The following is a 15,232-nucleotide window of genomic DNA, read 5'->3' on the forward strand; positions in this document are numbered from 1 at the left end:
CGCTGACTACGACGACCTCGGAGGCGACTACTTCCTCCGCCGCCACGACAGCCCCGACCGTCGCCGCGACCGCCACCTCAAGGCACTCCAAGACCTCGGATACGAGGTCACACTCGCCAAGGCCTCAATAGGCTGCGGTCGATTCTCCTGACAGCCACTTTCACGCAACCCGATGGCATGAAAGTGGCTTTGCTGCAATCCGGGGCGGTGTTCCCGGCGGTCGGGGTGCCTACGCGGGCTGCTCCTGCCGGGCCGCCGCGGCGATCCGGTCCAGGGTCTGCCGCATCCCACGGCGCAGGTCGCCGCGCCGGTCGTGACACCCGAAGAGCGTGCCGATGATGAACCAGCCCATGCGGGTCAGCGGCTCGATCACCTCGTAGGACTCGGTGAGGCGGGTGCCGTCGCCCTCGGGCTCCATCCGGTAGCGCCACTCGATCGTGCCGGCCCCCTTCTCGGTGCGCCGGAACGTGAACTCGCGGCCGGGGTCGGCCACGGTCACCACCGGGCGGTTCTTCCACGGTGGGCGCCGCGGCACCTTGTTGACCGCTTCGAACCGGGCGCCGACGGCCGGCCCGGTGGCCCCGTCGAGCCAGGTGCAGCGCAGGATCTCCGGGCTGAACTCCGGCGTGCGCGTGACGTCGGAGACGACGGCGTAGACGCGCTCGGGCGGGGCGTCGACGTGCACGGAGACCTCGTCATGGTCGAGCGTCTGCATGATCTCCTCCTGGATGACCTCTCGTGGGGCGGTAGCGGGCGAGGAACATGTCGAGGGCGTCGTCGGTGAGCCGCGTGAAGGCACCGGTGGCGAAGTCGGCACCGGGCTCGTTCGCCATCTGCTGCGAGATCAGGCCGCTGATCACCACGGTGAGCAGGCGCACCGCCTCGGGGCTGTCGGCGGCGGGGTCGAGCTCGCCGCGGCGGACGGCCTCGGCGAACTCGCCGCGCACCTCGGCCATGTCGTCCTGGCTGCTGCGGAACGCGGCGGCCGACGGCGCGAACCCGGGCACCGGCCGCCAGTACAGCAGCTGGGCGAGCGCCGGGTGGGCCACGCACCAGGCGACGGTCGCGACCGTGCCGGCGCGGATCCGGGCGACGCCGTGCGGGAGCCCGTCGACGGCGGCGCGGACGACGTCCTGGTTGGCGGCCGCGCCGCGGGCGAACAGCTCGTCGTACACGGCGTGCAAGGACGGGAAGTACTTGTAGAGCGACGGGGCGCGCACGCCCATCCGCCGGGCCATCTCGGAGACGGTCAGGGCGCCGACGCCCTCGGTGGCCATGATCGCGACGGCGTGCTCGAGCGCCTCGTCGATCGTCTGTTGCCGCCGCCGGGACCGACGATCCACGTGCGTCGAGCTATACCCCGTAACCATGGCTATATGGTGTAGCTCACGGCGCGCGGTGTCAACGGGCGCGGGGCCACGGCGCAGCGGCGACCAACCCCACCACGGCCAGGACGACGAGCAACAGCGCCCCGGGACGCAGGCCCCCGCCGGTCGTCCACACCAGCGCCGCGAGCGCCGGACCGAGGGTGAACCCGAACGTGCGGACCAGCGACTGCAGCCCGCTGCCCGCGCCCATCTGCGCCGCAGGCGTCGCGTCGAGGATGCGGGTGGCGTTCGGGCCGGCGATCAGGCCGTTCCCGATGCCGACGAGCACCAGCGGCCCGGCGAGGGCGAGCGGTTCGGCCGGGACCGCGAGCAGCCACCCGGCTCCGGCCAGCACCGCGATCGTGCCGGCGAGCACGACAGGCGCCGTGCCGTACCGGTCGGCGAGCAGGCCGGCGGGCGGTGAGGTCAGCGCCATCGCCGCGGACAGGACCAGCAGGACCAGGCCGATCGTGGTGGCGTCGACCGCGGCCGCGAGGACGTACGGGACGAGGAAGTTCACCGCGCCCACCCCGGCGACGGTGGCGAGCAGCGCGACCAGCCCGAGCGCGATCCGCGGCAGCCGCAGCAGCGCCAGCACCGGACGCGTGCCCGGGCGCCGCGCCCACGCGCCGATCGCCGCCGCAGCGGCGCAGGCGAGCAGCGCCGCACCGCCCGCGGCCCGCGGACCGGCGCCGAGCAGGTCGAGCGCGAGCACGAGCGCGGTCACGCCCACCCCGAGCAGGACGGCGTCGACCACCGCGGCCCGGTCCGGGCGGGGCAGCCCGGCCCGGCCGGGACGGCGGGCCGGGATCGTCCGCCCGCTGAGGGCGAGCGCGACGGCGACCACCGGCAGGTTGACGAGGAAGATCGTGCGCCATCCCGCGACGTCGGTGAGGACGCCGCCCAGCGCGGGCCCGGCCACCCCGCTCAGCGGGATCAGCGTGAGCACCAGGCTCATCGCCCGCGCCCGGTGCTCGGGCCGGACGGCGTCGGCCACCAGCGGTAGTCCCACCACGCTCACCAGAGCGCCGAACGCGCCCTGCAGCACGCGCGCCGTCACGAGCACCTCGATCGTCGGCGCCACCGTCAGCAGCGCGCTCGCCACGCCGAACCCGCCCACGGCGAGCCGGAACGCCGGCAACGGCCCGGCCCGGTCCAGCCAGCGTCCCGCGGGGAGGCTCAGCGCGACCAGCGGCAGCGAGTACCCGAGCAGCACCCACTGGGCCGTCGACGGCGGAGCGCCGAGGTCGGCGCCGATCGTGGGCAGCGCGACGGCCACGATGGTCATGTCCAGGGCCGTGAGCACGATGCCGAGCGCCACGACCGTCACCGCGCCCCACCGGCTGCGGCCGGCCACCGGTGCGGTCATGCCGCCGCCTCCGCTGCGACGGGGCCGCGCAGGTCCCCCAGCAGCGCGGCCAGCCCGGCACGCAGCGCGGGGTCGAGCAGCCTGCCGTGCTCGTCGAACGCGCGGAACGCCTCCGGCACCGGCAGCGGGCCGGCGACGACCTCGGCGCCGGCGCGGGTGAGCACCCGGCGCAGGTCGGCCTGTGCGTCGGCGGCGCCGTTCGGGCCGGGGCCGGCGCCGATGACCGCGGCGCGCCGCCCACTCAGGGCGGAGGCGCCGTAGGGCCGCGACGCCCAGTCGAGCGCGTTCTTCAGCGCCCCCGGGACCGAGCCGTTGTACTCCGGCGTCGCGACGAGCAGTGCGTCGGCGCCGGCGATCGCGGCCCGGAGCGCCGCGACGGCCGGTGGCACCGGCCCGTCCTCGGCGTCCTCGTCGAACGGCGGGACGCCGGCGAGCCCGTCCCAGGTGACCAGGCGTGCGCCGGAGGGCAGCTCGTGGCCCGCCGCCGTGAGCAGGGTGCGGTTGAAGGAGTTGCGGCGCAGGCTCCCGGCGATGCCGAGCAGGGTCGCGGTCATGGTGGTTCTCCGATCCCGGCGACCCCGGTGGCCGCCACGGGAACGACGATCGCCGTGAGACCCCCACCGGGCATGGGGCGCGCGCCCTATGTCCGCACCGCCGGCCCGTCTGAGCCCGGTGCCCGGGACCGGGGTTCACACGGGGAGGAGTCCGAGCCGGTGCGCGGCCGCCGCCGCCTCGACGCGGTTGGCGACCCCGAGCTTGCCGAGGATGTTGGAGACGTGGACGCTCGCGGTCTTCGGCGAGATGAACAGCCGCTCGCCGATGTCGGCGTTGCCGAGCCCGGCGGCGACCAGCCGCAGCACCTCGGCCTCCCGTGGGGTGAGGCCGATCCGGGTCGCCGGGTCGTCGGCCTGCGCGGCGGCCGCGGCGCGGTCCAGCGGCAGCCGGGCCCGGCGGGCGAGGTCGGCGATCTGCGCGTGCAGCGGCGCTGCGCCGAGCCCGGCGGCGATCTCGGCGGCCCGGCGCAGCGCCTCGGCCGCGGCCGGCCGGTCGCCGGACGCCAGCAGCGCGCCGCCGTGGCCGTGCAGGGCCTCGGCGAGCTCGAGCGGGTGTGCCAGCTCGTCCCAGGCGGCGACGGCGCGCGCCCACGCCTGCGGGGTGTCGTCGAGGTGCGCGGTGACGGTCGCGGCCGCGGCGGCCTGCGGTGGGGTCGGCGTGGGCACGGTTGCGGCCACGGCCCGCAGCGCGGCCGCGGGCGCGAGGTCGGGCGCCGCCGCGGCCACCCGGGCGCCGAGCACCAGCAGCGGCCACGTGAAACGCGAGGTCTCGGCGATCCGGTCACCGGCCAGGGCGCGGGCGGCGACGTCGGCCGCCTCGCGCAGCCTGCCTCGGGCGAGGTGCAGCCGGAGGCGCAGGCGTGGGAAGAGCAGCGGCTCCTGACACAGCGCGGTGTCGCCGCCGAGCAGCTCTGCGGCGTGGTCGAGCAGCTGCGCGGCGAGCCCCAGGCCGCCGCGGTGGATGGCGATCTCCGCGCGCTGGGCCAGCAGGTGGGCGTGGTCGTTGTGCGGCGGGACGAGGTCGAGGGCGTGCTCCACCGATTCGATCGCCTCGTCGAAGCGGCCCGCGCTGATCAACGCGGCGACCAGATTGATCGCGTGCGCCGGCCCGGCCGAACGGGCCAGGCCGGCCTCCGCGGCCGCGGCGATGCCCGCGAGGGCGACGCGTTCGGCGTCGTGGAGCCTGCCGTAGCCGTGCAGCAGGTGCGACTCCCGCTCGAGGGCGCGCAGCCGCAGCTGGTCGGCGCCGATCGACTCGGCGATCGCCCGGGCGCGCGCCAGCCGGGGAAGCTGGCCGTCCAGGTCGCCGACGCGGGCGTCGAGGGTCGCGAGCGTGATCAGCGCCCCGGCCTCGGCGGGGTCGTCGCCGGTGTCGCGCGCGGCGGCGAGGGCCTGCTCCGCGGCGTCGCGCGCGGCGTCCGGGTCGGGGACGTTCATCAGGTGCGCGGCGAGCGCGTTGAGCAGGTACGGGCGGATCGCGTGGCCCGCCGGGACCGCGGCCAGCGCCGCGCGCAGGTCGTCGCCGGTGCCCGGGCGGCCCGTGCGCGCCCGCAGCCTGGCCCGCAGCTCCAACAGCGCGGCCCTGCGGATCTGCTGGGCGCTCACGGCGGGATCCGCGAGCGCCGCGGTGACCAGCCGCTCGCCGCGGTCGTTCTCGCCGGCCCGGGCCGCCGCCTCGCCCGCGCGTTCGAGAACGGCGGCCCGGTCGGCGCCCACGAGACCGGCCGCGCCGGGAACGCGGTCCCACCAGCCGAGCACCCGTTCCAGCAGCTGCAGCTCCTCGGCGTAGGCGAGCGAGCGGCGGGCGAGTATCGCCGACTCCCATGCGGTGGTGACCGCGCCCGGCCGTCGCCGGCCCCGGTGAGGTGCTGCGACAGCTCGTTGCATGCACAGCCCGTGGCGCGCAGGGCGTCGGCGTAGCGGCGGTGCAGGGCCGCGCGCTCGCCGGGCAGGACACGGGCGAGCACCGCATCGCGGATCAGCGCGTGCCGGAACCGGTAGCCGTCACCGTCCACCACGAGCACCCCGGCGTCGACGGCCGCGCGCACCGGCTCGTCGACGGGCTCCGCGCAGACGGCGGCGAGCACCGCGTGCGGTGTCCGCATGCCGCCGACGGCGGCGGCCCGCACGACCGTCGCGGCCGAGCCCAGCCGGTCGACCCGCGTGCCCAGCAGGTCCTCGAGCGACCCCGGCAGGCCGTGCGGGTCGGCGAGCAGCGCCTCGACGAACAGCGGGTTGCCGTCGCTGCGGGAGTGCACCGTGCGGACGAGCTCGGGGTCGGCGGGCCTGCCGAGGATGGCGCCCGCCTGGGCCGCGACCTCGGGGCGCGAGAGCGGCGCGAGCGCCACCCGCTCCACCCACGCCAGCCTGCCCAGCCCGGCGAGCAGGGTGCGCAGCCCGCGCGCGGCCGGTTCGTCGGAGCGGTGCGTCACGACCAGCATCGCGCCCGGCGCGGCCCGGAGGTTGCGCACGAGGAAGTCGAGCAGGTCCAGGCTGGAGCGGTCGGCCCAGTGCGCGTCCTCCAGCACCAGCAGGGTGGGGCGTTCGGCTGCGAGCCGGGCCAGCAGCGCCAGCACACCCTCGAACAACCGCGGCCGGGCGTGCTCGTCGTCGGCGGTGGGTGCGGAGGGCAGGCCCGGCAGGAGCGGGGCCAGCCGCGCGCGCTCGGCGTCGTCGAGGCTCGGTGCGACGCCGCGCAGCGCGGCGACGAACGGGGCGAACGGGAGCACGTCGGCGCCGAGCTCCACGCAGCCACCGGTCAGCACCCGCGTACCGGACCGCGTTGCGAACTCCTCGACCAGCCGGGTCTTGCCGACGCCCGCCTCGCCGCCCACCAGCACGACGGCGACGTCGCCCTCGCCGGCGCGCCGGGCGGCGTCGTCCAGCAGGCGGGACTCGGCCGCCCGTCCGACGAGCAACGGGCTCGGCATGGGTGCGCTCATGACGGGCCGAGCGTAATGCGCCGGGCCCTACCCTGACCGGCGTGGCGACGCGGGATCGGGAGCGCTGGGACGAGCGGCACGCGGCCGCGGGGGAGACCGTCCCCGCGCCACCGGACGCCCTGCGGGGCCGGGAGGACCTGCTGCCCGCCGCCGGGTGCGCGCTCGACGTGGCCTGCGGGCGGGGCGCGGTGAGCGTGTGGCTGGCCGGGCGGGGGTTGCACGTGGACGCGGTGGACGCCTCGGCCGTCGCGATCGCGCACGGCAGCACCCTGGCCGGGCGGAACGGGGCGGCCGAGCGCGTGCGGTGGTGGCGCCACGACCTCGACGCCGGGCTGCCCGCGGCGTGCGCCGGGCCCTACGACGTCGTGGTGTGCCAGCGGTTCCGCGACCCGGCGCTGTACGCGCAGCTCGCCGACCGGCTGCGGCCCGGCGGGCTGCTCGTCGTCACCGTCCTGTCCGAGGTCGGCGCCCGCCCCGGGCCCTGGCGGGCCGCAGCGGGTGAGCTCGCGAGCGCGTTCGCGGCGCTCGAGGTGCTCGTCCAGGCGGAGGGCGACGGGGAGGCGAGCCTGGTGGCCCGCCGACCGGTCAGCGGGCCGGGCTCTGCGCCCGCAGCCCGTCGGTGAAGTCGGCGTCCTTCGTCTCCCGCAGCAGCGCGACGCTGACCAGACAGACCAGGGCGATGCCGATGACGTAGAGCGAGACCGCGGTGGTCGAGCCGGTGCGGGCGAGCAGGTCGGTGGCGACCAGCGGGCTGATCCCACCACCGACGATCCCGCTGGCGCTGTAAGCGAAGGAGGCGCCCGAGTAGCGGAACCGGACCCGGAACAGCTCGGGCAGGAACGCGCCCATCGGCCCGTAGAGCATCGCGAAGCACAGCAGCCCGCCAACCATCCCGAGCGCGATCAGCACCGGCTGGCGCGTGTTGATCAACCAGAACAGCGGGAACGCCCAGAGCGCGGCCAGTACCGCGGAGGCCAGGCAGACCCGCTTGCGGCCGACGCGGTCCGAGCGCACGGCGAAGTACAGCGTGGCCGCGCCCATCACGGCCACGGCCAGCATCGCGGCGAGCAGCATCGTGGTGCGGTCGATCCGCAGCGTCGTGGTGCCGTAGGACAGGGCGAACGTCGTCACCGTGTAGAAGAGGGTGTGCGCCAGCACGAACGACAACGTGGCCAGCAGCAGCACCTTCGGCTGGCTGCGCAGCAGGTCCACGAACGGCACCCGGGAGCGCTCCTGGCGTTCCATCGCGGCCTGGAAGACCGGCGTCTCGGCGATCTTCATGCGGATGTAGTAGCCGACCACGAGCAGCACGGCCGAGGCGAGGAACGGGATGCGCCAGCCGACCGTGCGGAACGTCTCGTCGGACATCGTGGCGTCGAGCAGGAGGAACATCGCGTTGCCGAGCACGAACCCGACGGCCGGGCCAAGCTGCGGGAACGCCGAGTAGAGCCCCCGCTTGCCCGGCGGGGCGTACTCCGTGGCGAGCAGCACCGCGCCGCCCCACTCCCCGCCCAGCCCGATGCCCTGCAGGAACCGCGCCGTGACGAGCAGCACCGGGGCGAGCACGCCGATCGTCTCGTAGGACGGGACGAGCCCGACCGCGACCCGTGGCGCCGCCCATCAGCACCAGCGAGACGATGAGCATCCGCTTGCGCCCGATCCGGTCGCCGAAGTGACCGAACAGGATCGCACCCAGCGGCCGCGCCACGAACCCGACGGCGAACGTCGCCAGTGCCGCCAGTGTGCCCGCGAGCGGCGAGAACGACGGGAAGAACACGCCGTTGAACACCAGCGCGGCCGCAGTGCCGTAGATGTAGAAGTCGTAGAACTCGATGGCGGTGCCGACGAAGCTGGCGAACGCGATGCGACGGCCGGACGGCGCGGCGGCGGGGGGGCGACATGCGCCGATCGTCGCCCGGCACCCGTCGCCCGCTGTCACCGACCCCCTGCTGAAGGCGTCGGCTCCCGGCTCGCCACGAGGGCGGCCAGCGCCGTCGTGATCGGTACCGAGGCGATCAGCCCGATGCTCCCGACCAGCGTGCGCACGACCTCGGTGGCCACGTCCTGCGTCGTCACGACCTCGCCCAGGCCGCGCCCGGACAGCGTGAACAGCAGCAGCAGCGGCAGCGCGGCGCCCGCGTAGGCCAGCACCAGGGTGTTGACCGCCGACGACACGTGGTCGCGCCCGATCCGCATGGCCGCCCCGAACAGTGCCCGGGCACCCAGCTCCGGGTTGGCGCGGCGCAGCTCCCACACGGCGCTGGTCTGCGTCACCGTCACGTCGTCGAGCACGCCCAGTGCGCCGATGACGACGCCGGCGAGCAGCAGGCCGCGGGCGTCGACGCCGGTGCCGAGCGTGGCGATGAGGTTCTTGGACTGCTCGTCGAGACCGGTGAGCCGGGCGGCCGCCGAGAACGCGGCCCCGAGCGCGCCGATCAGCGCCAGGGACAGCAGCGTGCCGAGCACGGCCGTGGACGTGCGCGCCGAGGGCCCGTGCGTCAAGTAGAGGACCGCGAACATGATCAGGCACGAGCCGACGATCGCGACGGCGAGCGGATCGCGCCCGGCGAGGATCGCGGGCAGCACGAACAGCAGCAGCACCGCGAAGCTCAGCCCCAGTGCCGCCAGCGCGGCGAGCCCCCGCCACCGCCCGAGCAGCAGTACCGCCCCCGCGAACAGCACGGCCAGCCAGAGCAGCGGGGTGTCGCGCTGGAAGTCGACGATCTGGTACGAGCCGGGGTCGTTCGGATCGGCCCCCGACCAGCTCAGCACCACCCGGTCGCCCACCGCGAACGCCGGCGTGCCCGGTTCCACGGGCACCACCTGCACGAGGTCCCGGCCGGGCAGCGGGCCGTCGGCCATGTGGACGACGACTGCCACGCACCCGCCGTCGCCCGAGCCCGGGCTGCAGTCGGTCGCGCGGGTTGCGGTCACCTCGGCCCGCACGGGCTCCTGCACCAGCGGCCGCGCCGTCGACGGCGGGCCGCCCGCGGGCCACAGCACCACCACCCCGACGAGCGTGGCCAGCGCGCACGGGACGAGCAGGGCGGCGATGAGCAGCCGCACCGCCCGGGCTGCCGGCCCGGCGGGCCCGTGCCCGTGCCCATGCCCATGCCCATGTCCGTGTCCCTGGCCGCTCGGAGCGGGCTCGGCCCGTCTGCGCCGGCGGCCCCCCGCAGGCCTGCCGGCGCCGGAGGCCGGCTGCTGCGGGCGCGGGGCGTCGCCCGCCGGGACGTCGGGGCGCGCGTGGCGCCCCGGGCCGGCGGACGGGGGCACCGGAAAGGGGCCGGTGGCAGGGGTGGCGGGCGCGGCGGACCCGGGCCGGTGCCGGCCCGCTACCGGACCCGCGCTGCCGGGCCGCTCCGGTCCGGGTCGGTTGCCCGGTTCGTGAGGCGGCACGTCCCCATCCTGTCAACGCCGCGTGACGGCCGCGGCGCGCGTCCACCCGGTGGGGCGCTCGGCCCGGTCTCAGTCCTGCCCCGTCCCGGCCTCGTCCGGCCGGTGGTCGGCCGGGAACTCCTCGCGGAGCAGTCGCAGGGCGCGCTCTGCGACGGTGGCCGGATCACCGCTGGTGTCGACGCCGACGCCGGGCTCGTCCGCACCGAGCGGCTGGAGGGTGTCGAGCTGGCTCTGCAGGAGCGAGGGCGGCATGTAGTGGCCGGTGCGGGCGTTCACCCGCTGCTCGATGAGGTCCGGCGGCGCGAGGAGGTGCACGAACCGCACGGACGGGTGCCCGTCGCGCAGGAGGTCGCGGTACGCGCGCTTGAGCGCCGAGCAGGTGACCACGCCGCTGCGCCCCGCCGCCTCGCGCTCGCCGATCCACTCCGCCACCCGGCGCAGCCACGGCCAGCGGTCGTCGTCGTCGAGGGGCGTGCCGGAGGTCATCTTGGCCCGGTTGCGCTCCGGGTGCAGGTCGTCGCCCTCCACGAACTCCCAGCCGGTCCGCTCGACGAGCTCCTCGGCCACCGAGGTCTTGCCGACCCCGGACACGCCCATGAGCACCAGCGTCACTGTCATACGGAGAGACTTTCACAGGGGCAGGCTCGCACCTTCCCCCGACAATCTCTTGCGCTTCGGCTCGAACGCGTGTTCGAATGTCGCAATGCGGTGGAGTGGGCAGCAGGTCCTCGACGAGGGAGTCGGGGCGGACGTCGCCCTGCCGGGCCTGCAGGGCGTCCTGCGGTCGGTGCGGACGCCGGAGTTCGCGGGCGCGGTGTTCCACGAGGTGGAGGCCAGGTCGGCGCTCAACAGGGTGCCCGGGAGCTCTCCGGTGCCGTTCCGGTGGACGGTCAACCCGTATCGCGGCTGCTCGCACGCGTGCGTGTACTGCCTCGCCGGGCACACCCGGGTGCTGCTGGCCGACGGGCGCAGCCGTCGGATCGCGGAGCTGAGGGTGGGCGACGCGGTGCTCGGCACCGAACGCGTCGGGGGCGTGCGGAGGTACGTGCCCACCACCGTGCTCGCGCACTGGTCCACCGTGAAGCCCGCGCTCCGGGTGCGGCTGGCCGCGGGCACGGAGCTGGTGGCGAGCGGGGAGCACCGGTTCCTCACCGACCGGGGCTGGCGGCACGTGAGCGGCGGCTGGTGCCGCTCCGGACGTCGGCCGCGGCTGCTGCCGGGCAGCGCCCTGCTCGGGCCCGGTGCGCTCCCGGCGCCGCGGCAGCACACCGCGGCCTACCGGCGGGGCTACCTGTGCGGCCTCGTCCGGGGCGACAGCCACCCGGGCGCGGGCCGCGCGTTCCCGTCCGGGCACCTGGAGCTCGAGGCGCTCGGCCGGGCCCACCACTTCCTCGCCGAGACCGCGGCCGTGCCCGCCCTGTCCGCACTAGCTGCTCCCGTCGCGCCTGCTCCCGTCGGGCCTGCCCCACGTGGCATCGCCCCGGTCGGTGCCGCCATCGCATGGCCGCGCGAGCCCGGGGTCGAGTGGTCGGCAGGCTTCCTCGCCGGCCTGGTCGACGCGTGCGGCGACGTGCACGCCGGGGAGCTGCGGATCACCCCGGCCGACGACGAGGTGCTCGCCCGGGCGGCCGACGCCCTGCGCAGGCTGCGGTTCCGGTTCGCCGTCGGGCCCGGTCGCGTGGTGCGGCTGCGCGGCGGGCCGTCGGAGCTCCTGCGGTTCCTGCAGGTGGCCGACCCGGCGGTGAGCGGGCGGCGCGACCTCGGCGGCGCGGCCGTCGCGGGCGGGCCCGACCTGACGGTCGCATCGGTCGAGCCGCTCGGGGCGGCGCTGCCGATGTACGACATCACCACCGGCACCGGCGACTTCGTGACCGAGGGCGTGGTGAGCCACAACTGCTTCGCCCGCAACACCCACACCTACCTGGACCTCGACGCCGGGGCCGACTTCGACGGCCAGATCGTGGTCAAGGTGAACATCGCGCGGGTGCTGGAGCGCGAGCTGCGGTCGCCGAAGTGGGCGCGGGAGCCCGTGGCCATGGGCACCAACACCGACCCCTACCAGCGCGCGGAGGGGCGGTACCGGCTCATGCCGGACGTGATCCGGGTGCTCGCGCATTCGGGCACTCCGTTCTCGCTGCTCACCAAGGGCACCGTGCTCGGCCGCGACCTGCCCGAGCTCACCGCGGCCGCAGCCGACGTCCCGGTGGGGCTCGGCGTGTCCGTGGCGCTGGTCGACCGCCACCTGCAGGCCCGGCTCGAACCGGGCACGCCGTCGCCCGCGGCCCGGCTCGACCTCGTCCGGCGCATCACCGACGCGGGGCTGCCGTGCGGGGTGATGGTGGCCCCGGTCCTCCCGATGCTCACCGACTCCACCGAGGCGCTCGACGCACTGCTCGAACGCGTCGCGGCGGCCGGGGCCACCGGCGCCACGGTGCTGGCGCTGCACCTGCGGCCCGGCACGCGGGAGTGGTTCCTGGCCTGGCTGCAGCGGGAGCACCCGCGGCTGGTCGAGCCCTACGGGCGGCTGTACCGGCGCGGCGCCTACGTCGATCCGGCCTACCGGAACGCGCTGGCGGAGCGGGTGGCACCGCTGCTGCGCCGGCACGGCCTCGGCCGCGCGGTCACCACCGTGCGCGGGCAGAACCCGCCGGGGGAGCAGGCGCCGGTGCCGGAGCCGGCGGGCCCGGCGTGCGGGGAACAGCTCAGCCTGCTCTGAGGCCCGGGCCTGGTGCCGGCGGGGAGGGGAAACCTGCCGGGCGCCGCGTCCGGGCGGCCGGATAGCCTCTCCGACCGTGATGCGCACCCACCCCACCGGCACGCTGCGTGCCGAGCACGCCGGACAGTCCGTGACCCTCGCCGGGTGGGTGGCGCGCCGCCGCGATCACGGCGGAGTGATCTTCATCGACCTGCGCGACGCCTCCGGTTCCGCCCAGGTGGTGTTCCGCGAGGGCGAGATGGCCGAGCGCGCGCACCGGCTGCGGGCCGAGTTCTGCATCCAGGTCGTCGGCGAGGTCGTCCGTCGGCCGGAGGGCAACGAGAACCCCGACCTGGCCACCGGCGAGATCGAGGTCACGGCGACCGAGCTCACCGTCCTGTCGGAGTCGGCGCCGCTGCCGTTCCCGCTCGACGAGCACACCGAGATCGGCGAGGAGATCCGCCTCAAGCACCGCTACCTCGACCTGCGGCGCAGCGGCCCGGCCGCCGCCCTGCGGCTGCGCAGCGAGGCCAACCGGATCGCGCGCACGGTGCTGCACGACCGCGACTTCGTCGAGGTGGAGACGCCCACGCTGACCCGGTCCACGCCCGAGGGCGCCCGCGACTTCCTCGTGCCCGCCCGGCTGCGCCCCGGCTCCTGGTACGCCCTGCCGCAAAGCCCGCAGCTGTTCAAGCAGCTGCTGATGGTGGCCGGGCTGGAGCGGTACTTCCAGATCGCCCGCTGCTACCGCGACGAGGACTTCCGCGCCGACCGGCAGCCGGAGTTCACCCAGCTCGACATCGAGATGAGCTTCGTCTCCCAGGACGACGTCATCGCACTCGGCGAGGAGATCACCGCGGCGCTGTGGTCGGGGCTCGCGGGCCACGAGATCCCGCGCCCGATCCCGCGGCTCACCTACGCCGACGCGATGGCCCGCTATGGCTCGGACAAGCCCGACCTGCGGTTCGAGATCGAGCTCACCGACCTCACCGAGTACTTCGCGGACACGCAGTTCCGGGTGTTCCAGAACCCCTACGTCGGCGCCGTCGTGATGCCGGGCGGGGCGAGTCAGCCGCGCAAGCAGCTCGACGCCTGGCAGGAGTGGGCCAAGCAGCGCGGCGCGCGCGGCCTGGCCTACGTGCTCGTCGGCGACGACGGCGCGGTCGACGAGCGCGGCCCGGTCGTCAAGAACCTCTCGTCGGCCGAGCGCGACGGGCTGGCCAAGGCCGTGGGCGCCGCGCCGGGCGACTGCATCTTCTTCGCCGCGGGGCATCCGTCGGACGCCCGCGCCCTGCTCGGCGCCGCCCGCGGGGAGATCGCCCGCCGGTGCGGCCTGGTCGACGAGAGCGCGTGGTCGTTCGTGTGGGTCGTCGACGCGCCGATGTTCGAGCGCATCCGTGACGACAAGGGCGACGAGCTCGGGTGGACGGCCGTGCACCACCCGTTCACCTCGCCCAACGACGAGTGGATCGACCGCTTCGAGTCCGCCCCGGACCAGGCGCTGGCGTTCGCCTACGACATCGTCTGCAACGGCAACGAGATCGGCGGCGGCTCCATCCGTATCCACCGCTCCGACGTGCAGGAGCGCGTGTTCGGCCTGCTCGGGATGGACGAGGACGAGCAGCGGGAGAAGTTCGGCTTCCTGCTCGACGCGTTCGCCTACGGGCCGCCGCCGCACGGCGGAATCGCGTTCGGCTGGGACCGCATCTGCATGCTGCTCGCCGGTGCCGACTCGCTGCGCGACGTGATCGCCTTCCCGAAGACGGGCGGCGGCTACGACCCGCTCACGGCAGCGCCTGCGCCGATCACGGCGGAGCAGCGCAAGGAGGCGGGCGTCGACGCCCAGCCGCCGAAGGCGCCGGCCGCGGCGTCCCCGGCTGCGGACGAACCGCCCACGAAGCTGTGACGCGGGCGCCCCTCGACGGGGGCGGGCCGGCACGGTGAGGAGCCTCCCGTGCTGCACATGAGGGTGATCACCCCCACCGGCACGACGTCGCAGGTCCGCGACCTGCTGCTCGCCGAGCCGGGCGCCACCCACGTCACGGTGCTGCCCGGCATCGCGCTGCAGCCCGCGGGCGACGTCGTCGAGGCCGACCTGGCCCGCGAGGCCGTCGACGGGCTGCTCAGCTCGCTGTGCGAGCTGGGCGTCGACCGGGCGGGCGGGGTCACGCTGGAGGCGATCGACACCGCGCTGTCCGACGCGGCGGACGCCGCCGAGGAGGCGGCGCCGGGCGACGCGAGCGACGCGGTGATCTGGGACGAGGTCGTGGCACGCACCGGCGAGGACTCCCGGCTGTCGGCGAGCTACCAGGCGTTCCTCACGATCGCCTGCCTGCTCGCGGCGATCGGGGCGATCACCGACTCGCCGGTGACGGTCGTGGGGGCGATGGTGCTGGGACCGGAGTTCGGGCCGCTCGCGGCGATGGCCGTCGGGGCGGCCCTGCGCCGCGGCGACCTCATCCGGCGTGGAGCGTTCGCGATCGCCGTCGGCTTCCTGCTGGCGATGGCCGTGACGGCCCTGGCGTCGCTCGCGTTCGACGCCACCGGGTGGCTGTCCACGGCCGACCTCGACGACCTCGACCAGGTCGACTTCATCTACGAGGTCGGGCCGTTCTCGTTCATCGTGGCGCTGCTCGCGGGTGCCGCCGGGATGCTCGCGCTGACCTCGGCCAAGTCGGCGTCGCTGGTCGGGGTGTTCATCTCCGTGACCACGGTGCCCGCCGCGGCGTTCGCGTCCGTGGCGCTGGTCGAGGGGCGGTACACGCAGGCGCTGCAGTCGGCCACGCAGCTCGCGATCAACCTGGTCGGCATCGTGCTCGCGGCCGTGGTGATGTTGCTCCTGTCGCGGGCCGCGGGCTCGCGCGGTCGGGGCCTGCGCAGGCTGTCGGCGGGGTAGGGTCGAGCGT

General features: G+C 75.7%; 13 protein-coding genes. 4 read left to right on the plus strand and 9 right to left on the minus strand.

Annotated elements, in window-relative coordinates:
- Positions 1–229: 229 nt before the first annotated feature.
- The 6 genes from KME75_RS06200 to KME75_RS06225 all read right to left on the minus strand — a co-directional run bounded on the left by KME75_RS06200 (position 230) and on the right by KME75_RS06225 (position 6,232).
- Entirely contained in the window at positions 230–715 is a 486-nt protein-coding gene (locus KME75_RS06200; protein ID WP_219413564.1) for an SRPBCC family protein, read from the minus strand.
- A complete protein-coding gene (locus KME75_RS06205) occupies positions 696–1,370 on the minus strand; it encodes a TetR/AcrR family transcriptional regulator (protein WP_219413565.1) in 675 nt (224 codons plus the stop codon). The genes KME75_RS06200 and KME75_RS06205 overlap by 20 nt, the downstream gene beginning before the upstream one ends.
- A gap of 31 nt (positions 1,371–1,401) precedes the next feature.
- The gene (locus tag KME75_RS06210) at positions 1,402–2,736 is read right to left on the minus strand and encodes an MFS transporter (RefSeq protein ID WP_219413566.1); all 1,335 of its coding nucleotides are present in this window, start codon (positions 2,734–2,736) and stop codon (positions 1,402–1,404) included.
- Positions 2,733–3,290 carry an NADPH-dependent FMN reductase gene (locus KME75_RS06215; protein ID WP_219413567.1) on the minus strand — a complete coding sequence of 186 codons (558 nt, stop codon included), beginning with the start codon at positions 3,288–3,290 and terminating at the stop codon, positions 2,733–2,735. Before KME75_RS06215 ends, KME75_RS06210 begins: the two co-directional genes overlap by 4 nt.
- A gap of 135 nt (positions 3,291–3,425) precedes the next feature.
- Positions 3,426–4,727, minus strand: a complete 1,302-nt coding sequence (locus KME75_RS44805; RefSeq protein WP_219413619.1) for a helix-turn-helix transcriptional regulator — start codon at positions 4,725–4,727, stop codon at positions 3,426–3,428.
- A gap of 164 nt (positions 4,728–4,891) precedes the next feature.
- On the minus strand, positions 4,892–6,232 hold the full coding sequence (locus KME75_RS06225) for an ATP-binding protein (RefSeq protein ID WP_219413568.1): 1,341 nt from the start codon (positions 6,230–6,232) through the stop codon (positions 4,892–4,894).
- A 41-nt stretch (positions 6,233–6,273) separates the two neighbouring features.
- On the opposite strand from KME75_RS06225, the gene KME75_RS06230 reads away from it, so the two are divergent.
- Positions 6,274–6,855: a class I SAM-dependent methyltransferase gene (locus tag KME75_RS06230; protein ID WP_219413569.1), complete on the plus strand. Its 582-nt coding sequence runs from the start codon at positions 6,274–6,276 to the stop codon at positions 6,853–6,855.
- On the opposite strand, the gene KME75_RS06235 is transcribed toward KME75_RS06230, so the two are convergent.
- The 3 genes from KME75_RS06235 to KME75_RS06245 all read right to left on the minus strand — a co-directional run bounded on the left by KME75_RS06235 (position 6,818) and on the right by KME75_RS06245 (position 10,249).
- A complete protein-coding gene (locus tag KME75_RS06235; RefSeq protein WP_372452567.1) occupies positions 6,818–7,798 on the minus strand; it encodes an MFS transporter in 981 nt (326 codons plus the stop codon). The genes KME75_RS06230 and KME75_RS06235 overlap by 38 nt on opposite strands.
- A gap of 369 nt (positions 7,799–8,167) precedes the next feature.
- Entirely contained in the window at positions 8,168–9,298 is a 1,131-nt protein-coding gene (locus KME75_RS06240; protein ID WP_308282597.1) for a YibE/F family protein, read from the minus strand.
- A gap of 402 nt (positions 9,299–9,700) precedes the next feature.
- Positions 9,701–10,249: a gluconokinase gene (locus KME75_RS06245; protein WP_219413571.1), complete on the minus strand. Its 549-nt coding sequence runs from the start codon at positions 10,247–10,249 to the stop codon at positions 9,701–9,703.
- An 85-nt stretch (positions 10,250–10,334) separates the two neighbouring features.
- Between KME75_RS06245 and KME75_RS06250 the strand changes: the two genes are divergently transcribed.
- From KME75_RS06250 to KME75_RS06260, 3 genes are all read left to right on the plus strand, one after another.
- On the plus strand, positions 10,335–12,347 hold the full coding sequence (locus tag KME75_RS06250) for an intein-containing Rv2578c family radical SAM protein (protein WP_219413572.1): 2,013 nt from the start codon (positions 10,335–10,337) through the stop codon (positions 12,345–12,347).
- A 76-nt stretch (positions 12,348–12,423) separates the two neighbouring features.
- Positions 12,424–14,232 carry an aspartate--tRNA ligase gene (gene aspS, locus KME75_RS06255; protein WP_219413573.1) on the plus strand — a complete coding sequence of 603 codons (1,809 nt, stop codon included), beginning with the start codon at positions 12,424–12,426 and terminating at the stop codon, positions 14,230–14,232.
- Between the two features lie 48 nt (positions 14,233–14,280).
- Positions 14,281–15,222: a DUF389 domain-containing protein gene (locus KME75_RS06260; RefSeq protein ID WP_219413574.1), complete on the plus strand. Its 942-nt coding sequence runs from the start codon at positions 14,281–14,283 to the stop codon at positions 15,220–15,222.
- The last annotated feature ends 10 nt before the right edge of the window (positions 15,223–15,232 follow it).

The organism is Pseudonocardia nigra (assembly GCF_019396355.1).
In the GTDB taxonomy this organism is placed as follows: Bacteria; Actinomycetota; Actinomycetes; order Mycobacteriales; family Pseudonocardiaceae; genus Pseudonocardia; species Pseudonocardia nigra.